Raw genomic sequence first — 19,064 nt, 5'->3', positions numbered from 1 at the left:
GGGGGCTTACTCCGGGCCGGACAAGACTAGGGGCGGTCATCCTTCGGGATGGCCGCCCTTTTTCATGCGCCGGGGCTAGGCTGCCTGCAGCAATTCCTCGGCGAGGCGCTGGCGGACTTCGGGTTCGACGCTCGAGCGCAGGGCGCGCTCAAGAGCCGCGGCACGGACGCCCAGTTCTTCCTCGCCGAACATGCCCGCAGTCCCGGCAAGCTTGTGGACCGTGCGCGCCAGGTCCTCGATCCCTTCACCATCCATTGTCCCGCAGCGGACTGCATTGGACACAGCCTCGATGGCTTCGCTGCGTCGAAGGGCCCAGCGATCGTTGAGTTCAGGGGCGGTGGAAGCCGGCTTGCGTGCCGGTATGCGGGGTGGCTCGCGCGCATCGTCGATAATCCGCACCGGCAGCCATCGCGCCAACGCAGCCGCAAGGTCCTCGAACACCAGCGGTTTTGCAAGATGTGCCTGCATTCCCGCGTCCTGGGCAGCGGCGATATCCTCGGGATAGGCATTGGCTGTCAGTGCCACGATCGGGAGCTGGTCTGGCCCAATTCCCCCGGCCCGCACTGTTCTCGTGGCGGCATAGCCGTCGCAGCCCGGCATCTGGATATCCATCAGCACGAGGTCGTACATGCTCCCGCCAGCCTGGGCGTCGAAGATGGCCTCGATGGCAGAAACCCCATCGTGTACCACTTCCACTTCCTGGCCGAGCTCCTCGAGCATCGCGGTCACGAGCATGCGGTTCACGTCGTGATCCTCGGCCAGGAGTACGCGTCCGCCCGGGGGAGCACTCACTTTCGATTGCCCGCCTTCCTCAGGCGAGGCGGCGGCAATGTCGGGCTCCACGATGGGGATGCGCAAGGCGAAGCGGGATCCGACCCCAGGCATGGAATCGACGGAGAGGGTGCCGCCGAGCAGCTGCGCAAGCTGGCGCGAGATGCTGAGCCCGAGGCCCGTGCCTCCGAACCGGCGTGTCGTGTCACCCTCGGCCTGGACGAACGGATCGAAGATTGTCTCCAGCCGTGCTTCGTCGATCCCGATCCCGCTGTCTTCCACGGAAAGGGACAACCGCTTCCCTTCACGCATGACGGAAACGATGATCGTCCCGGTCTCCGTAAACTTGATCGCATTTCCGATCAGGTTGAGGAGGATCTGGCGCAGGCGAAGGGGATCGCTTTCGATGTGGCGCGGGAGATCCCCGTCCAAGACGAGGTCGAGATTGATCCCCTTGCGCTCGGCTTGCGTAGCATGGAGCTCGACACAGTCCGCCGCCAGCTGGCTCAGCAGTATCGATTCTGACGAAACGACCAGTTTCCCCGATTCGATCTTCGAGATGTCGAGGATGTCGTTCAGCAGCATCATCATCGAACGACCCGACCGTTCGATGAGTCTGGCATAGCGTCCCGCATCGCCTTCAAGGCCCTGCCGCTGCAGCAGTTCCGCAAAGCCCAGCACACCGTTCATCGGCGTGCGAATCTCGTGGCTCATGTTCGCAAGGAATTGGGCCTTGGCCCGTGCCGCATTTTCGGCGTGGCGCATGGCGCGTTTCAAGCGTTGCTCGAGCTCGACCCTGGGCGTGACATCGCGAGCCGAAACTACGATTCCGTCGCGAGCGCCCGTACGCGCATTGGTCGCGACGGCGCAGTCGGCTTCGATGAAAACGGGCGAGCCGTCTGGCGCATCGAGATAGCGGCGGTATGTGAAACGCTCCTTGGGGCTGGCTCCCGACAGCAACCGCTCCTCGACCGAACGTATGCTGTCGTACGAATCCGGGTGCAGCCGCTCGCTCGGAGAAAGGCCGACGAACTTTTCGGGCGGCATTCCCAGCACGTTGAGGGTCGAGGGCGAAGCATAGGTGCAAAGCCCGTGCTCGTCGTATCTCAGAATGGCGTCGGTGACGTTTTCGGCAAGCAGAGCCAGTTCGGACCTTTGCGTGATCAGAGCATCGGTCATCCTCTTCCTTGTCGCCAGGATTGCGGCAACCGGGAGGCCGACAACGATTGCCGAGGCGAGGAAGGCTTCCAGCACCAACAGCTGCTCGCTCCTATCGTAGGCGAGCAGATTGATCGGACCCCTGCCCAATTCCGTGCAGACCATCGCGATGATGGCAACCTTCATCGTCGAAAAGGCGGTCCCCAGGAGACCAAGCCTGAAGGCGTGCGCCACGACCACTGGGGGCACGAGGAACAGCAGAGGGTAAGCGTTCTGCAGGAAGATGACCAAGGTCACACTCGTGCCGAACACCGACAGCACCAGCCATTCGCCAAGTTCCTGTCGCGTCGGCCGCCGCCGGTTCCGGATGGCATCGATTGCAATCATGCAACTTGGCGCGATGATCAGCAGGCTCAGGGCATCGGCGATGGCCCATTTCAGGTAAATGGCCTCCAATTCCGCCACGCTTTCCGCAAGCGCTAGAGAGGCGACAAGTGCCGACGATACAGGTGCGACGAGACCGACAGCCAGGCTGAACCTGAGCAGGTCCCCGGTGTCGTCCATTTGTGGTGCCCCCTTGCACCTATGGCGCGACAGGCGCGTCGCGATCACGATCTCAAGCAGGTTGGCGCTCGACAGCATCAGCGCGTGACCAAGGTCGTCACCTTGCAGCAGATTGGCAGCGACATTCCCTGCTCCCATCGCAACCAATATGGCCCACTCCGTTCCCATCCGAAACCGCAGGAGGAAGGCAACTGCGAGGGCATTCGGCAACCAGATCGACGCGATCCGCCCACCGCTCCGCGTCAGGTCGATGCTGAAATAGGCGAAAGCCGTGAAGCCGATGCAGGCAACTCCCGCTATCGCGATTTGCCGCAGGTCCTGCCTGCGCTTGGCAGGGAGGGTGGGTTGCAATCCGGTCGATACCGTCATTCAATTCTCCTCCGGGTCGCGATCGCACTTGATCGACCCGCATAGGAACACGGAGGCGGCGTTTGTCGTTATTGCTGGATGCAGGAAGAGGTTACCCGTTACACAGCAATCAGGAAGCGGCCCAATGTCTGGGTTATCTTCCTCATAGTGTTGATTCATTTGGGAATCTTCTACGTGCTGATACGTAGCTTCGCTCCCGGGGCAGTGGCTACGGTGGAGCGGACAGTCGTGTCGGCATTCACTGTCACGGTGACCGCACCAGAAGAACCGGAAGCTCCCGAACCCGAAGGTGCGCAGGGCGATCCTGGCAAGGATGCCGTTCCCAAGCCGAACACCGCGCCCACGCCCAAGGTACGGATGAAGGAAGACAAGCCCGCCCCGCGCGCATCCTCAACCGGGCCGGCCGACACGTCGGGCGCTACAGACAGCGGTTCGGGAACCGGGTCGGCCGGGTCGGGCAGCGGAACGGGAAGCGGTAATGGTGGCAACGGGCGCGGCGGAGGCATGGCGACCAAGCCCGAGATAATTTCGGGACAGCTCAACTCGGCGCGCGACTTCCCTGTACCGCCCGGAGGTCGCGAGGCGCGGATCGGCACATCGGTCATCGTCAAGGTGACCGTGCAGCCCAACGGCCGCGCCACCAATTGCTCGGTCTACCGGCCCAGTCCGTTCCCGGACACGGATCAGGCCACCTGCCGGCTGGTGATGGAGAAGTTGCGCTTCAAGCCAGCAACCAACGATGCCGGCGAAGCCATTGCCGCGCCGTTCTATTACCAGCAGCGCTTCTTCAACTAGGCGTCGACGGCTTCGTCCGGCTTGAAGCTGGCGAGGATCGAAACGAGCTCGTCACGACCATACGGTTTGACCAGCAGGCCGCTGGCGCCGATTTCGTCCAGCCGATCGCGCATCTCGCCGTATCCGGTGGCGAGCCAGAACGGGATGCCGCGGCGCGACAGTTCTGCGGCGACTTCCTCGCTGTTCTCCTGACCGAGATTGTAGTCGAGAATGGCGATGTCGGGCGCCGACTTCGAAAGGATGCTGAGGGCACCCGCCACGGAACTTGCAACCGGCACATCACCGACACCCAGTTCGCGCAGGCAATCCTCGGTATCGAGGGCGATGATCATGCTGTCTTCGACCAGCAGGACGGTTTCCGGGATTGTGCCGATCTCGGGATTCACGGCTTTCTGACGAGCCTCGCTCTTCCCTGTGGTATTGCTAGATTTCCACTCGACGAAACGAGCGGGAATGCAGAATTCCGCTTCGATTCCGGCGAGCTTGTAGTCGACAGAGGACTTGCCGTTCAGTTCGAACGGGATCGAGCGTTCGATGATGGTGCTGCCGAACCCGCGCCGCTTGGGCGGTTTGACCGGCGGTCCGCCAGTCTCGCGCCAGGAAATCCGCAGATCGCTCTCCGCGTCCCGTTCGATGGCGACGGTTACAGTGCCGGAGTTGTCGCTCAGCGCACCGTATTTCGCCGAATTGGTGATCATCTCGTGGAGCACCAGCGCCAAGACGGTGTAGGCTTCCGGCGAGACTTCGACATCGGGGCCCGTGACGACGACCCGCTCGGTCAGCTGGCCGCTGAGGTATGCCTTGGCTTCGCTGTCGATGAGATCCTTCAACGGGGCAGACGACCAGTTGCCCTTGGTGATGTTGTCGTGCGCCATGGCGAGCGAACCGATGCGACCGCTGATGATGTCGACGAATGCCTCGATATCCCTCGCCTCCGCCTTCGACTGGTTCACCAGGCCGCGAATGAGGTTGAGAATGTTGCGGACGCGGTGATTGAGTTCCGCGATCAGCAGTTCCTGCTGCTGCTGCGCCTTGGCTCGCTCCTGCACGGCCTCGTCGGTGAGCCGCAGGATGATTTCGAGCAGGGTGACGCGCAGGCCCTCGGCAATCTTCTGTTCGGCGGGGGTCCACGGCTCCGCCCGACCTTCGACGGTTTCCTGCCACGCCTCGAAGCTCTTGCGCGGGGTCAGGCGGGCACCGTTGGGTCCATATTCGATCGGCTTTTCGGGATTGCCAGCCCAGTTCACCACCTGCTTCAGCGGCTTGCGCCAGAGCACGAGGTAGTCGCGCGGGCTGCGCGAGATCGGAATGACCAGCGCGCCCACGGCACGGTCGGCGAAGCTCGCCGCACGTGGGATGCGTTCGACAAGTTCCTCGGTCGCCAGCAGGCGGCTTGTGGCTGCGGCGTTGAGGATGGGTGCGATCGCGCGAAATTCTTCCTCGCTCGGTGCAGCACCGCGCGAATCATAAATATCGTCCACGAACACGCTGGCACCGTCGTGCGGAATTATCCGTTCGATGATCGGGTCGATCATCGGCAGGCTCTTGGTCAGCGGCGTGCCTGCGGCAATGTCCCGCATGAGGCGGTCGTGAACCGCGCGCCCCTCGTCCTGCAGGTGCGACATTTCGCGCGCCAGCACGCGCTCCATGACCAGCGAGAAGAGCTCGGAGAACAGCTCGGCCGCGGTGCGCTGTGAATAGGGCAGCAGCTTGGGGCCGTAATGGTGGCAGGCGAACAGGCCCCACAGCTTGCCGTCGATAATGATCGAAATCGAAAGCGAGGCGCCGACACCCATGTTGTGGAGGTATTCGATATGGATCGGCGAGACCGCGCGCAGCGTGCTCATGCTGAGATCGAGCGGTTCGCCCTCGAGTGAGAACTCGGGAAGGATCGGGACCGGCTCCGCCTCGACGTCGCTGATGATGCGGAAGCGATTGCGGACGTATAGCGCGCGCGCCTGGGCGGGAATGTCGGACTTCGGGTAGCGAAGGCCATAGAAGGCCTCGATGTCGTCGCTTTTAGCTTCGGCAATGACTTCGCCCGAAAGGTCGTCGCGGAAACGGTAGACCATGACCCGGTCGATGCCGAGAACCATGCGCAACTGCCGCGCGGCTTCACCCGCCAGCGTCTCGGGACGGTCGAATTTGTCGAGCCTCGCCATGATCGGACGCAGCATGGCGATCTGGCGTTCGAGGTCGCCTGCCGTATGCGGCTCGATCTCGATAATGGTAAAGGCACCTGACGTGTGGACCGCACAATCGAACAGGTTTCCGTTACCGGCCAGGTCGATGCCGAAGAGGCGCTCGACATGATCCTTGTCGCCGAGGATCGACGCGGAAGAGCGGATCCTGGTTTCCGCATTGGTTCCGATTATCGAAGACAGCCGGGCTCCGATTTCGACAGTCTTGTCGAGGCCGAGCATGCTCTCGAGATTGGCAGAGCGATGGGCAATGAACCAATCGGAATTGACCGCCACGAGCGCACCGAAATCCTGGATCTTGCCAAGCTGGTGGATCGGTTCGCGATCACAGTTTGCGAGCGAAAGTGGTTCCTGAACCTCGCTCATGCAGCGAGCTTCGAAGTATTGTCGCCAGCGACAGAGATGAAATGTTCGAAGGTGCGGCGAGCGCCGGCGAGTGCGCATTCCGCGTCCCGCTCATTGGCCGGCCGTTCCAGACGCGGGCGCAGGGCGTTCCAGAAACTGGGCATGGCGTCATCCGCAAGGAAGCATGTGGCCATGCCTCCGTCGTATGCCTTGCGCCGCCGCAGGATCACCCGGTTGCCGAGCGAGGATCCGGCCAAGACCCAGGCGATCCCGATCGCTTCTGCGCTCGATTGCGGACAAAAGCGCGGCGAATTCCTCGACGGTCCCACACGGAGCATGGCGAGATCGGTCGCGATCAATCCGGTCTGTGAGGGTGGGCGAAGCACATCGATTTCGGCATCGAACCAATCTTCGATAGGCAATCGCGCAGCATGCTGGATTGCGAGGAACTCGCTGTAGCGATCGCCATCCGCAAGCGGCGCAAGCATGCCATCAAGCGCGTCGTGCAACTCACGCGTTGAATCTCGCAGCACTTCTCTCAGGGAATCGACCCGAACCATAACACTCCCGCCCCCCTATGACGGTCGCGATAGCTTCCACACCGGCTAACGCAATACGCTGATAGGTGGAAGCGCACGGGACGGCGGTTCGTTCCCGAATTTCCTGATAGTTTTTAGGATTTTCCAAGCACCGGGATTGGCCGCGGTCCGAAGGTCAGTCGGCCGGCTTGGCCTCCAGCATCTTCTGCCCTTTGCTGCGAATCGCATTCGCGACCATCGGCTCGACAAATGACAGTGCTGCAGGCAGGTCGATTTCGAAAATCACCTGGGTATCCTCGATGAGAACCCGTCCGTTCACGCCCTGACCCATGGTCTTGACGGATAGGTTCATCGTGTCCTCGTCCGGCCATCCGGTCGTGACATCGGCCATTCCGCCGGGCACGTAGTTGGCGATCTCGTGGCTACGCGATTGCAACCGCCGACGGACTTCGTCCTTGCCGAGCTGGTGGGGAATGGGAACGCGCATCAGGGTTTGTGCTCCAGTTGCGGACTTGTTTCGGCACCTTCGCCGAACTTGTAGTCGAGGTAGCGGTGCTTGATGGCGAGATCGTCGAGCGAGCCTTCGGCCAGTTGCCGGGTGATCGAATCGATTTCGCCGCTGATTCTCGAGAGGCTGTCGGTCAGCTGTTCGTCGGGGGTCGATCCGCCGCGCTTCTCGGTCCGCAGGTGGGCCGGGATCTTGCGGTAGCTTTCGACCATCTGCGGCAATTGCTCGCCCACCAGGCTGCGCACTTCGCGTGCCTTCGGGTGGTTCTGGTCGAGCCCGTCGAGCTGGTAGCCGAGCCCGTCGAGCTGTACGCCGATCTGGTCGACCAGCGTGACGGCCGGCGGGGGCAGGGCAGGGCGCTGCGCCTCGAGCCACAGCTCGGTGCGGCTGACCATCTGCTGGACGTTGCCCTTGTTGATCTCGGGCAGCTTGGGCGTCTTGAGCCTGGGGTAATTGCCGAGCACGGCGACCGCGACGACGCTTGCCACGACGAGCGCCATGACGCCCGCAAAGCCGAGCCCGTCGATGATCAGCCCCAGAACGCCCATGCCGACCCACAGCGCGAACAGCGCGATGGCGACATTGCGCAGCTTCTTCTTCAGGTGATCGCGCTTCACCTTGGCCGAACCCTCGCCGATTGAGGCGACACGCCGGTGCCGCCCGCCGGCGCGATTGTCGTCGCGCACGATGCGCGCCTCGCGGATCAGGCGGTCACTTTCGCGGGTCAGGTCACCCATTGGCGTGCCCTCAGCCCTCGATGCTCAGCAGGCCCGATTCCGCCACCTGGCGCTGCGCCTGGTTCTGACCTTCGGCGCGGGCGATGTAGCCTTTCGACTTTTCGACCTCGCTCGAAAGCAGGGTCACGGTCTGCTTCATGCTGTCGAGCGCGCGCAGCTTGAAGGCGTCGACCTCGTCCATCGTGTCGTAGATGTTCTGGAAGGCGCGCTGCAGCGTCTCGAGCGGAATGGTGCTGGCTGCGGCCTGTTCGTGGATCTTGCCGGTTTGGTCGCGCAGCATGGTGCTGGTGCTGTCGATGATGCCTGCCGTGGTCTCGTTGAGAGCGGTGATCTGCCCGAGCACGAGCCGCTGGTTGGTCATCGCCTCGGCCACGGTCACTGCAGTGCGCAGAGCGCCGACGGTGGTGGTGCTGGCCCGGTCGACGCCCTTGACCAGCTCGACATTGTTCTTCTTCACCAGATCGAGCGCGAGATATCCCTGCACGCTGACCGCCATCTGGGTCAGAAGGTCCTGCGTGCGCTGGCGGACGTAGAACAGCGCGGTTTCGCGCACTGCCTTGGCTTTCGCCGGATCGGTCGCGTCGAGTTCGAGCGCCTTCTCCTCGAGCTTCTCGTCGAGCGTCTTGGAGATGTGGATCATCTGCTCGAGATTGCCCATCGCTTCCCACAGCTTCTGCCGTTCGACGTCGATCGCGGCGTTGTCCATGATCAGCTCGTCCTTGCCGCTGGCGAGGTTGCCGAGGATCGACTGGATGTGCGTCTGCGCACTCTGGTAGCTGCGGAAGTAGTTGGTCAGCTTGTTGCCGAAAGGAATGATGCCAAGGAACTTGCGCGTGCCCGAGAGCTTCCCGCGCTTGCCGGGATCCAGATCTTCGACGACGCGGCGCAGTTCGGCCAGGTTCGCACCGACGCCTTCGTCCTTGTCCATTGCCCTTATGGGACGATCGAGGAAGCGGTTGGACATGCCAGCGGCAGCCATGATTTCCTTGCGGCCCATGTTGGTGAGCTGGTCGACCTTCTTGCCGAATTCAGGTGAATTGGCATCGGATGCGATGAGGTCGGCAACGAAGCCGTCGACCTTGGTCTCCAGCTTGCTCTTCACCTCGTCGGTCACGGGCACCAGGCCCGCCGCCTTTTCCGGTGCGACGGCCGGCACCGGATCGGGCGGGCTGAGGTCGAAGTCGGTGGCGGTTGCGGTCTGCGTCTTGCTCTCGCTCATGGTGGCGCGGGTCTCCGATTATCGGCGAATTGAACTTCGTCGCTCTGTATTAGGATCATAAGACACGATCTTCAAGACAGGTCGCGAGTTTGTGCCTGCGAAGACCTTTGCTGTGCAAGTGTTTTCCCGTGCGCGCGCGAAAGGACGGGATTCGCTAAGTAGCTGGAATTGTGATAATAGACGGGACTCGGGAGGGGTTGCAGGATGAGCGAGACATTCATGGCGCAGTTTGCCCAGGAGGCAGACGATGTGTTGGGCGCTATCCTTGATCAGACGGCCGACTGCATCAAGCTCCTCAGCGTTGAAGGTGACATCGAGTATGTGAACCGCAACGGCCTCAGGGCCCTCGGCCTGTCCAGCAGCGACGAACTGGTCGGGAGGCGCTGGGACGAAATCTGGCCGGTGGACGGAAGGGCGCGGGTCATCGAGGCCGTCAATCGCGCGGGCCGGGGGCAGAACGACCGCTTCGAAGCCTATTGCCCGATTGCTGCCGGGCAACCACGCTGGTGGGACGTCAGCGTTTCCCCGATCATGCGAGCCGATGGAGAGATCAGCCACCTGCTCGCCACCTCACGCGACGTCACCGAAAAGGTCCAGGAAAGCCTCAACGAGCGCCGGATGCGCGAACGTGCCATGCTCGCGGCGGAGCGCTCGGACAGCATCGCACGCGAGATGCGGCACCGGCTGAAGAACCAGCTTGCAGTCGTTGGGTCGGTAGCCAAGCTGCTGGCCCGCCATTCGGAGGGTCCAAGCGATCTTATCGATCGGCTGGAGAACAAGCTGCAGGCGCTGGCGCGGGCGCAGGACCTCCTCACAGTCCACCGCGACCGGCCGGTCACTGCCAAGCTCGCTATCGAACAGGTGCTCGAAGCGAGTGGGGCAGGCAACCTTATCGAGGTCAGCACCCTGCCTGACGCACGCCTTGGCGACGATGCGGTCCAGCAGTTGGCGCTGATACTCGGCGAATTGCAGACCAACTCGCTGAAATACGGTGCGCTCGGGAATGATTCCGGAAAGATCACCCTTACCGGCTCACTGGGCCGAGATATCCTCACCCTGCACTGGCACGAGGATTGCGGGCGACCCGTCACCAAGCCCGATTACCAGGGCTCGGGGCATATGTTGCTTACCAGGCTGGGATCGACTTCGGGAATGTCCGCTGGGGTGAACTGGCACGGCACAGGTCCGGCTGTGGACTTTCACGTCCGCGTCATGCCGGACTGAGCCGCCCGTCAGCAATCGCCCGAGGCAAGCTCACTGATAACCCCCACGATTTCCTCCTTGGTCGCGGGCTTCTCGAGACAGACCATCCGGCGATAGCGATCGGGGAGGTACTCCTGCGTGCAATCGGCGCTGATGAAGGCAAAGGGCACACGGCGTGCGCTCAAAGCTTCGGCCAATGGCCAGACGAGCTCGCCCGCAAGGTCTACGTCGAGCAGCGCGGCATCGGGTTCGTTGTCGTTGAGCAGCGAAAACCCGGCCTGTAAGTCGAGCGCCGGGCCGATGGGCAATGCCCCCAGCTCCTCCATTAGGTCCTTGATGTCATGGGCCAGCAGCGGATTGTCTTCGACGATCAATACGCGTTTGCCAGGCAGGTTGTGTTGCATGTTCGAACTCGGCCGGTGCGACCCGTGTTCCTGCCGAAAAACGGATGGAAAACGGCAGAGTTCCGCCATCCACGCGATTCCGTCGCCAAAATGCGATGAACCGTGAAGCGTTTGATTTGCTTGGACGTGGCTGTGGCGAACGCGCCACAGCCACGCGTCAGGCGGCGAGGTCCAGCGGCTGGATCTCTCCGGCGAGGTAAAGCCTCTTGGCCTTGGCGCGGCTGAGCTTGCCCGAGCTGGTGCGCGGCAGCGTGCGCGGCGGAACCAGTTCGACTACGCAGCTCATGCCGGTGACGCCGCGGACCTTGTCGGCGATCTGGTCGCGCAGCTTGATTCGCTCGTCAGGGTCGGAGACGCGGCAATGGACGAGGACGGCGGGCGCCTCTTCACCAGCCTCGGTATCGATCGAGAAGGCCGCAATATCGCCGTGGTTGAAGCCCGGCAGCTGCTCGACCGCCCATTCGATGTCCTGCGGCCAGAGGTTCTTGCCGTTGATGATGATCATGTCCTTCGCCCGGCCGACGATGAACAGGTAGCCATCGGCAAGGTAGCCCATGTCGCCCGTGTCGAGCCAACCATCGACGAGACAGTCGTTCGTCGCTTCCTCGTTCCGGAAATAGGAGTGCATGACGCTGTCCCCGCGGCACCAGACCTTGCCGATCTGGTGGTCGCCGCGCACGTCGCCGTTCTCGCCGCGGATTTCGACTTCCATACCCGGCAACGCCTTGCCGCAGTTGACGATGGCGCGATAGCGGGCCGGGTGGCTGAGGTCGCGCGGGCGTCCCGAAAGACGTTCTTCTTCGACCAGTTCCACGCGGATGCCCTCGCCCGGCGGCATAACGGTCACGGCGAGCGTCGCTTCGGCCAGTCCGTAGCTGGGAGTGAAGGCACTGGCCTTGAACCCGGCTTCGGCGAATGCATTGACGAAACTTTGCATGACGTCGGGACGGATCATGTCCGCGCCATTGCCCGCAGTGCGCCACCGCGACAGGTCGAAGCGGTCGCCGACATGGCTCTGGCTCGAGATGCGGCGAGCGCAGATGTCGTAGCCGAATGTCGGCGAATAGGAGAGACTGTTGCCCGGGTTGCGGCTGATCAGTTCGAGCCAGGCCAGCGGGCGGCGGGCGAAATGTTCGGTCTTGATGTAATCGCAGCTCGCTTGGTTGGCGATCGGCGAGAGGAAGCATCCGACAAGGCCCATGTCATGGTACCACGGCAGCCAGCTGATGACCCGGTCGTTCTCGCCCAGGTTCACCCCGGTCGCGTGGCCGTAGAGGTTGTGGAGCAGTGCCTTGTGGGTCACCGCCACGCCGGTCGGGAAGCGGGTCGAGCCGCTTGAATACTGGAGATAGCAGATATCGTCCGGCTGCGCCTCGGGCAGCTCGCACTCGGGGTCGGGCCGCTGGGCGAAATCTCCCCAGCTTTCGCCCGCACAACCCTGACGTTCGGCAGCGGCAAACGCCATCTCGCCGATTTCGCCGGGGTAGATGAGGATTTTAGGATCGCTGCTTTCAAGCTGGACCGAAAGCTGGTCGATATAGCTGTCCTTGCCGCCGAAGGTGGTCGGCAACGGCAGCGGCACCGGCCAAGCACCGGCATAGACGCAGGCGCAGAACAGCGCCGCGAATTCGGGACTGGTCTCGGCGACAAGGGCGACGCGGTCGTCCTTGCCGATGCCCGCGGCGACGAGTTGGCGCGCGAATTTCAGCGCGTCCTCGCGCATCTGGGTAAACGGGTAAACCAGTTCCAGCGTCCCGCGCATGTCGTGGAAATTGAGGCCCTTGGCGCTGCGAGCAGCGTAATCCACCGCCTCGGTGAATGTCGCGAAGTCCGACCGGCGACGCGGCAGGTCGCAATCGTTCGGCGTCGGCGTCAAAACGGCGTCGGTCATAATTGTGTAGCGATACCCGTGGATAGTTATGCCCGAAGGCAACCCTCAGTGGTCCCAATCGGTGCCCGTCTGCGTGCGGGCGCCTGTTCAACGTTTCCCAATCGGTAATGACTGTGGCACGATTATGGCCGATGGACCATCGCCACGCAACATCTCGTCGCAAGCAGCGCACGGTCAGGCCGCTTGAAAGCCAACGACTAGAGGAACTTGCGCTAGCTTACGTTGCCCGATTTGCAACAAGCGCGGGGAAGCTAAAAGCTTACCTCACGCGTAAATTGCGCGAACGAGGATGGGCCGGAGAGACCCAACCGGACGTGGAAGGACTCGTCGCGCGGTTCGTGGACAAAGGGTACGTCGACGACGAAATCTACGGCAAGGCGCGAGCAAGCGGCCTGCTCTCGCGAGGATACGGCGCGCGGCGGATCGACCAGGACCTCAGGGCAGCGGATATCGCCGAACCCCTGCGCGAAGCCCTCGGGCCGGACGAGGCTGCGCGGCGCGAATCGGCCGTGGTTCTCGCCCGTCGTCGTCGCTTCGGCCCTTTCGACACTTCGCCTCCTCGCACTCCCGAGGAAGCGCACAAGCTGCGCGAAAAGCGGCTTGCAGCCATGGTGCGCGCGGGCCATGATTTCGACGCCGCGCGCCATGTCCTGGAAGCGGCCACGATCGAGGAGCTCGAAGAATGGGTCGCAGAAGCACGGGACGCGGACTGACCGCGGGAATTCTGGCGGCAGGTGCCCTGCTTGGCATCGCCGCATGTTCGCCGCAGGTGTCCGCCGAGGCCGGTACCAATGCGGAAACCGCTGCGCCGACCGTCCACCCCGTCTCGGGCCTTCAGGTCATTCCCCTCACCGTCGAAAGCGCTGCGGGCAAGCACCGCTTCGCTGTCGAGGTTGCGGATACGCCCGAAGCGCAGCGCAAGGGCCTGATGTTCCGCACCGAACTCGGTCCCGACGAGGGAATGATCTTTCCCTACGACGGCAAGACCGCGCAAAGCTTCTGGATGAAGAACACCCCGCTCCCGCTCGATATCATCTTTGTCGGGCCCGACGGGCGGATCTCCAACATCGCCGCCAACGCCACGCCCTATTCGCTCGAACCGGTCTATTCGGTCGGACCGGTGTTGGGTGTGTTGGAACTCGCAGGCGGGCGATCCGCCGAACTGGGCATAGAACCGGGCGACAAGGTCGCATGGTAAGCGCCGAATGGCTTGGCCCGCGCGCACGAATCGGCTAGTCGCGCCGCCATGGGTATCCTCGGCAAGATTTTCACCTGGTGGGACGGCGCCACGATCGGCACGCTCCTGTGGTCCTCGCGCAACGGCGTCCACGTCGGCACCGACGCGCAGGGCAACAAGTATTACCGCTCGAAGAAGAAGACCGGCGACGGTCGCGAGCGGCGCTGGGTCATCTACGAAGGCGCCAATGATGCCAGCCGCGTCCCTGCCGAATGGCATGGCTGGCTGCACGGCTCTTTCGACGATGTGCCCGAAAGCCACCTGCCGCCGCCGCGCATCTGGGAAGCTGACTACACTCCCAATGCCACCGGCACCGCTGCGGCCTATCGCCCTGCCGGCGCGCTTGAGCGTGGCGGGCAGCGCGCCCGCGCCACCGGCGACTACGAAGCCTGGTCGCCGGACGCGTGACGATGCGCCGGGCGCTGGCCCTGACCCTCGCGCTCGCTGCGCTGGCCGGCTGCAACCGCGACAAGCCGGAAGACCCGAAGGCTGTCGAAACGGAGATTCCCGACGATCTTAAGCTCGCCCCGGTGCCCAAGCAGCCTGCTGCCGAGGCCGGGATCGGGACGCCGATGGAAGACCGGGTGGCCACGATCGGCCTCCTCAACAAGCGCAACAATGTCAGCCAGGACATCGAGATGAAGCCGGGCGAACAGCGGCGCATCGGCAATGTCATCATCCGCTTGCAGGCATGCGAACGGACCGCGCCGTGGGAGATGCCCAAGGAAACCGGGGCGTTCGTTCAGGTCCTGGTGCTCGAACGCGGGACCGAGGATCAGTTTCGCAAGGTCTTTTCCGGTTGGCTTTTCAAGAATTCACCCAGCCTCAACGTGGTCGAACACCCGATCTATGATGTCTGGGTCAAGGACTGCAAAATGGACTTCCCGGGTGATTCCGCTGAAGCGAATCGCGAGACCGATGCGGGCAAGGAACCGACCACGCCGCGCGAACCCCAGGCAGCGCCCGAGCCAACTCCGGAGCCTGTCGCCGAAGCGAGCAACGACACATAAGCCGATTGGGGCATTGCCACCGCGCCGAGGCTGGCAAGGTGGTCGGTCATGAACTGGCAGTCGAGCACCTCGTATCCGGCATCACGCATTGCCGCGACCAGCCACACCAGCGCGACCTTGCTTGCATCCTTCGTGCGGCTGAACATGCTTTCCCCGCAGAACACCCGGTCGAATGCGGCACCGTAAAGACCTCCGACGAGGCGCCCGCCTTCCCAGCATTCGATCGAGTGCGCATGGCCGGCGCGGTGGAGCGCGTTGTAGCTCGCCTCGATCCGATTGCTGATCCAGCTTTCGGCATGCTCCTCGCGCGGTTCGGCGCAGGCGGCGATAACGCTCGCGAAGTCTCTGTCGCAGGTCACCTGGAAGCGGTTCTGGCGGATTGTCTTCTTCAGGCTCTGCGAGATGTGCAGGCTGTCGAGCGGGAAGATTGCCCGTTCGCGCGGCTCGACCCAGTACACTTCCTCGTCGTTGCGATGGTCCGCCATGGGGAAGACGCCCGCACGATAGGCTCGTAGCAGCAGGTCGACCGGAATCGTATGGGCGGCGGGGGCGTGCATCGCATTATCCTAGCACCAACGACGATGGCGCGATATGCGCCTTGCCAAGCATGCGCGCCCATACTAATGCGCGCGGCTCCTGCAGGGGTGTAGCTCAGCTGGTAGAGCATCGGTCTCCAAAACCGAGGGCCACGGGTTCGAATCCTGTCACCCCTGCCATTTCCTTCTTCATCGCTTGTCCGATGGGCTTCGCGGCCCTATCGGGCGAGCCATGACAGAAGAAGAAAAGAAAGAGCGCGACCTCGCCGCTCGCAAATTCTATCCGGCCGAAAAAGAGGCCGAATTCGACAAGAGCCACAAGAAGCAGACGCCGCAGACGGCCCACCCGGCCTACCGCCTGGCGTTCCAGGATCCCGATTTCCTGCTGCGCGAGGAATTGCGCCCCGTTCGCTTCCAGCTCGAACTCCTGAAACCCGAAATGCTTCTCGAAGAGGCCGGTGTCGGATCGACGCTGGTTATGTACGGATCCGCGCGCATTCCCGCGCCCGACCAATGCGAAGCTGCGCTCGAAGCGGCAAAAGACTTGCCGGATGACGAAAAGCGCATCGTCGAAAGCCTCGTCGCAAAAGCCAAGTATTACACTGAAGCGTATCGCCTCGCGCGCATTGCGAGCGACAAATCGATTGTCGAAGACGGCAAGCGCCAGTTCGTCGTCTGCTCAGGCGGCGGCCCTTCGATCATGGAAGCTGCCAACAAGGGGGCGAGCGATGCCGGCGCAGAATCGATCGGCCTCAACATCATCCTGCCCCACGAGCAGGCCCCCAACCAGTACGTGACGCCCTATCTTGCGCTCAATTTCCATTACTTCGCGCTGCGCAAGATGCACTTCCTGCTGCGTGCGCGTGCGGTTGCGGTGTTTCCGGGCGGGTTCGGCACGTTCGACGAATTCTTCGAGCTCCTTACCCTCATCCAGACCGGCAAGATGAAGCCGATCCCGATCCTGCTGTTCGGTAAGGACTTCTGGACCCGCGTTGTCGATTTCGACGCCATCGCCGAAGAGGGCACGATCTCGCGCAAGGATCTCGACCTGTTCCGCTGGTGCGAAACCGCCGAAGAGGCGTGGGAACATATCAGCGCGTTCTACAAGCTCGATCGCTAGGCCTCAGCGCTAGTCCAGCTTGCGCACCGCCTGATGGCCCAGCGGGCCGTTGCCTTCGCCAAAGCCCGGAGCATTCTCGATGGCTGCGAACGTAAAGCTGCGCGCCAGCCGCACTGCATTGGTCAATGGCTGGCGATAGCCGAGGAAGGTCGCCAGCGCTGCTGACAGCGTGCAGCCCGTCCCGTGCGTGTGCCGTGTGTCGATCCGCGCGTGGCCGAAGCTGGCGATTTTCCCGCTCGAAGAGACGATCCGGTCAATGACCTCGTCACCCTCGCCATGGCCTCCCTTGGCGAGGATGATCGTGTCATGGCGTTCGGCGAGTTCGCCCGCAACATTGTAGATGTCCTCTTCCGCGACCTGATCGCGCCCGGTCAGTGCTGCCAGTTCAGGCAGGTTCGGCGTGACGATGGTCGCAATGTCCATCAACGCACCGAAGGCGGCGATAGTCGCTTCGCTCGCCAGCGAAGAGCCGCTGGTCGCGACCATCACCGGGTCAAACACGATTGCACCGGAGAAGGTATCGAGCCTTTCTGCCAGGCGCATGGCGACCTCGGGCGACCCGAGCATGCCGATCTTGATCGCATCGGCCCCGATGTCGTCGAGGCAGCTGTCGACCTGGGCGAGAACGAAATCGGGCGGCAAGGCCTCGACCCCCTGCACGCCGCGTGTGTTCTGCGCTGTGACAGCCGTGATGGCGGTCATGGCATAGCCTCCGAGCATGGTGATGGTCTTGATGTCGGCCTGTATGCCGGCACCGCCGGAACTGTCCGATCCGGCAATGGAGAGGATTCTGGGGGGAGGGGCGACCAAGGTGTTCTCAGCCCTTGAACTTGCGTTCGGTAGACGGAGGATATTTGTCCTGCAGCTGCTTGGCGCGCGTCGGCCGGTCCATCAGCTCGCCGCCACAATTGGGGCAGACGTCATCGAGGTCGTCGGCACAATCGGTGCAGAACGTGCATTCAAAGCTGCAGATGAAGGCGCCGGGGGCCTCGGCCGGGAGGTCCGTGCCGCAGCGTTCGCAATCAGGGCGCATTACGAGCATCAGGCGGCTCCCTTCACGGCGTCGCAAATCCGGTCGACCACGGCTTCGACCTGGGTGGCATCGTCACCTTCGGCCATGACGCGGATGACGGGTTCCGTGCCCGAAGGTCGAATGACGAGGCGACCCTTGCCTTCCAGTTCGGCTTCGGCGTCGGCAATGACCTGCTTCACCGTGGCATCCTCGAGCGGCTTGCCGCCGGAGTAGCGAACGTTCTTCAGCAATTGCGGAACCGGGTCGAAGGCATGGAGCAGTTCGCTCGCCGGCTTGCCCGAGCGCACGAGGCTGGCGAGCACCCGCAGAGCAGCGACGGTGCCGTCGCCGGTCGTGCCATGGTCGAGCAGGATCATGTGGCCCGACTGCTCTCCGCCGACGTTGAAACCGCCCTGTTTCATCCTCTCGAGCACGTAGCGATCGCCCACCTTCGCGCGCTCGAGCGTCAGGCCCTTGCCCGCAAGGAAGCGCTCGAGGCCGAGGTTGGACATGACGGTGGCGACGATCCCGCCGCCGCGAAGGTCGCCGCGGGCATGCAGGCGATCGGCGATGACCGCCATGATCTGGTCTCCGTCGACAGTCTGGCCCTTCTCATCGATGACGATCAGGCGGTCCGCATCCCCGTCGAGCGCGATGCCGATATCGGCGCCTTCCGCGACCACGCGTGCCTTGATGGCATCCAGCGAGGTCGAGCCGACGCCCTTGTTGATGTTGGTGCCATCGGGTTCGACGCCCATGGCGATGACTTCGGCACCCAGCTCCCAGATCGCCGAGGGAGCAACCTGGTAGGCTGCACCGTTGGCGCAATCGACCACGACCTTGAGCCCGTCGAACCGGATGTCGCTGGCGACCGACTGCTTCACGGCATGGATGTATCGGCCACGTGCGTCGTCGATGCGGCGCGCCCTGCCGATGCGGTGAGGTTCCACCAGCAGCGGTTCCTGTTCGAGCAGCCGTTCGATCGAAGCTTCGGCATTGTCCGACAGCTTGAACCCGTCGGGTCCGAACAGCTTGATGCCGTTGTCCTCGTACGGATTATGGCTTGCGGAGATCATCACGCCGAGATCGGCACGCATCTCGCGGGTGAGCATGGCGATCGCCGGGGTCGGAAGCGGGCCGGTCATTACGACATCCATGCCGACGCTGGTAAAACCCGCCACCAGCGCGCTCTCCATCATGTAGCCAGACAGTCGGGTGTCCTTGCCGATCACCACTCTGTGACGGTGCCCGCCGCGCAGGAAATGCGTACCTGCCGCCTGACCCACGCGCATTGCGGTGGCCGCCGTCATGACGCCTTCGTTGGTGCGACCGCGAATCCCGTCGGTGCCGAAGAACTTGCGTGCCATTTGTGCTCCCTTGGTCTTCGCCGGTTCCATGGCGCGAAGCGGCGCTCTTGTCACGGGTAACTGGCACATTGGGCAAAA

Annotated in this window: 18 protein-coding genes, 1 tRNA gene and 1 pseudogene; 8 read left to right on the top strand and 12 right to left on the bottom strand. The window is 63.1% G+C overall.

What is annotated here, in order from left to right; genetic code table 11:
* Positions 1 to 75: 75 nt before the first annotated feature.
* Positions 76 to 2,862, bottom strand: coding sequence for an MASE1 domain-containing protein (locus tag IRL76_RS10465; RefSeq protein ID WP_200981287.1), 2,787 nt, complete (start codon positions 2,860 to 2,862; stop codon positions 76 to 78).
* A gap of 174 nt (positions 2,863 to 3,036) precedes the next feature.
* On the opposite strand from IRL76_RS10465, the gene IRL76_RS10460 reads away from it, so the two are divergent.
* Positions 3,037 to 3,657, top strand: coding sequence for a TonB family protein (locus IRL76_RS10460; RefSeq protein ID WP_246449685.1), 621 nt, complete (start codon positions 3,037 to 3,039; stop codon positions 3,655 to 3,657).
* Here the strand turns inward: IRL76_RS10460 and IRL76_RS10455 are convergent.
* From IRL76_RS10455 to IRL76_RS10435, 5 genes are all read right to left on the bottom strand, one after another.
* Entirely contained in the window at positions 3,654 to 6,224 is a 2,571-nt protein-coding gene (locus tag IRL76_RS10455; RefSeq protein ID WP_200981285.1) for an HWE histidine kinase domain-containing protein, read from the bottom strand. The genes IRL76_RS10460 and IRL76_RS10455 overlap by 4 nt on opposite strands.
* Positions 6,221 to 6,712: a biliverdin-producing heme oxygenase gene (locus IRL76_RS10450; protein ID WP_200981284.1), complete on the bottom strand. Its 492-nt coding sequence runs from the start codon at positions 6,710 to 6,712 to the stop codon at positions 6,221 to 6,223. The genes IRL76_RS10455 and IRL76_RS10450 overlap by 4 nt, the downstream gene beginning before the upstream one ends.
* Before the next feature lie 205 nt (positions 6,713 to 6,917).
* The gene (locus IRL76_RS10445; RefSeq protein WP_200981283.1) at positions 6,918 to 7,229 is read right to left on the bottom strand and encodes a polyhydroxyalkanoic acid system family protein; all 312 of its coding nucleotides are present in this window, start codon (positions 7,227 to 7,229) and stop codon (positions 6,918 to 6,920) included.
* Positions 7,229 to 7,987, bottom strand: a complete 759-nt coding sequence (locus IRL76_RS10440; protein WP_200981282.1) for a hypothetical protein — start codon at positions 7,985 to 7,987, stop codon at positions 7,229 to 7,231. The genes IRL76_RS10445 and IRL76_RS10440 overlap by 1 nt, the downstream gene beginning before the upstream one ends.
* Before the next feature lie 10 nt (positions 7,988 to 7,997).
* On the bottom strand, positions 7,998 to 9,206 hold the full coding sequence (locus tag IRL76_RS10435; protein ID WP_200981281.1) for a toxic anion resistance protein: 1,209 nt from the start codon (positions 9,204 to 9,206) through the stop codon (positions 7,998 to 8,000).
* A gap of 204 nt (positions 9,207 to 9,410) precedes the next feature.
* On the opposite strand from IRL76_RS10435, the gene IRL76_RS10430 reads away from it, so the two are divergent.
* Positions 9,411 to 10,430 (top strand): PAS domain-containing protein, encoded by a 1,020-nt coding sequence (locus tag IRL76_RS10430; protein WP_200981280.1) that lies wholly within the window; start codon positions 9,411 to 9,413, stop codon positions 10,428 to 10,430.
* An 8-nt stretch (positions 10,431 to 10,438) separates the two neighbouring features.
* Here the strand turns inward: IRL76_RS10430 and IRL76_RS10425 are convergent, their stop codons facing one another.
* Positions 10,439 to 10,813, bottom strand: a complete 375-nt coding sequence (locus tag IRL76_RS10425; RefSeq protein ID WP_200981279.1) for a response regulator — start codon at positions 10,811 to 10,813, stop codon at positions 10,439 to 10,441.
* A gap of 157 nt (positions 10,814 to 10,970) precedes the next feature.
* The gene (locus tag IRL76_RS10420) at positions 10,971 to 12,704 is read right to left on the bottom strand and encodes a fatty acyl-AMP ligase (protein ID WP_200981278.1); all 1,734 of its coding nucleotides are present in this window, start codon (positions 12,702 to 12,704) and stop codon (positions 10,971 to 10,973) included.
* Positions 12,705 to 13,018: 314 nt separating this feature from the next.
* Between IRL76_RS10420 and IRL76_RS10415 the strand changes: the two genes are divergently transcribed.
* The 4 genes and pseudogenes from IRL76_RS10415 to IRL76_RS14685 form a co-directional block, all read left to right on the top strand.
* On the top strand, positions 13,019 to 13,417 hold the full coding sequence (locus IRL76_RS10415; RefSeq protein WP_425504494.1) for a RecX family transcriptional regulator: 399 nt from the start codon (positions 13,019 to 13,021) through the stop codon (positions 13,415 to 13,417).
* Positions 13,387 to 13,902, top strand: coding sequence for a DUF192 domain-containing protein (locus IRL76_RS10410; protein ID WP_200981276.1), 516 nt, complete (start codon positions 13,387 to 13,389; stop codon positions 13,900 to 13,902). Before IRL76_RS10415 ends, IRL76_RS10410 begins: the two co-directional genes overlap by 31 nt.
* Before the next feature lie 48 nt (positions 13,903 to 13,950).
* Entirely contained in the window at positions 13,951 to 14,349 is a 399-nt protein-coding gene (locus IRL76_RS10405; protein ID WP_200981275.1) for an NADH:ubiquinone oxidoreductase subunit NDUFA12, read from the top strand.
* A 2-nt stretch (positions 14,350 to 14,351) separates the two neighbouring features.
* Positions 14,352 to 14,753: pseudogene (locus IRL76_RS14685) on the top strand (DUF2155 domain-containing protein); the annotation flags it as partial.
* Positions 14,754 to 14,788: 35 nt separating this feature from the next.
* Here the strand turns inward: IRL76_RS14685 and aat are convergent.
* Entirely contained in the window at positions 14,789 to 15,508 is a 720-nt protein-coding gene (gene aat, locus IRL76_RS10395) for a leucyl/phenylalanyl-tRNA--protein transferase (RefSeq protein WP_200981274.1), read from the bottom strand.
* An 83-nt stretch (positions 15,509 to 15,591) separates the two neighbouring features.
* Between aat and IRL76_RS10390 the strand changes: the two genes are divergently transcribed.
* Positions 15,592 to 15,667, top strand: a tRNA-Trp gene (locus tag IRL76_RS10390).
* Positions 15,668 to 15,719: 52 nt separating this feature from the next.
* Entirely contained in the window at positions 15,720 to 16,607 is an 888-nt protein-coding gene (locus IRL76_RS10385) for an LOG family protein (RefSeq protein ID WP_200981273.1), read from the top strand.
* Between the two features lie 9 nt (positions 16,608 to 16,616).
* On the opposite strand, the gene thiD is transcribed toward IRL76_RS10385, so the two are convergent.
* Genes thiD through glmM form a run of 3 tightly spaced genes read right to left on the bottom strand, consistent with a single transcriptional unit; the run spans position 16,617 to position 18,986 of the window.
* Positions 16,617 to 17,417 (bottom strand): bifunctional hydroxymethylpyrimidine kinase/phosphomethylpyrimidine kinase, encoded by an 801-nt coding sequence (gene thiD, locus IRL76_RS10380; protein ID WP_200981272.1) that lies wholly within the window; start codon positions 17,415 to 17,417, stop codon positions 16,617 to 16,619.
* A gap of 7 nt (positions 17,418 to 17,424) precedes the next feature.
* Complete coding sequence (locus IRL76_RS10375) at positions 17,425 to 17,649, bottom strand: DUF1272 domain-containing protein (protein ID WP_200981271.1); 225 nt, start codon at positions 17,647 to 17,649, stop codon at positions 17,425 to 17,427.
* Positions 17,649 to 18,986 carry a phosphoglucosamine mutase gene (glmM, locus tag IRL76_RS10370; protein WP_200981270.1) on the bottom strand — a complete coding sequence of 446 codons (1,338 nt, stop codon included), beginning with the start codon at positions 18,984 to 18,986 and terminating at the stop codon, positions 17,649 to 17,651. Before glmM ends, IRL76_RS10375 begins: the two co-directional genes overlap by 1 nt.
* Positions 18,987 to 19,064 lie beyond the last annotated feature (78 nt).

The sequence above is a fragment of the Qipengyuania soli genome (assembly GCF_015529805.1).
In the GTDB taxonomy this organism is placed as follows: domain Bacteria; phylum Pseudomonadota; class Alphaproteobacteria; order Sphingomonadales; family Sphingomonadaceae; genus Qipengyuania; species Qipengyuania soli.
The sequence above is the reverse complement of the archived record's forward strand: the minus strand, read 5'-3'. Positions and strand labels throughout refer to the sequence as shown.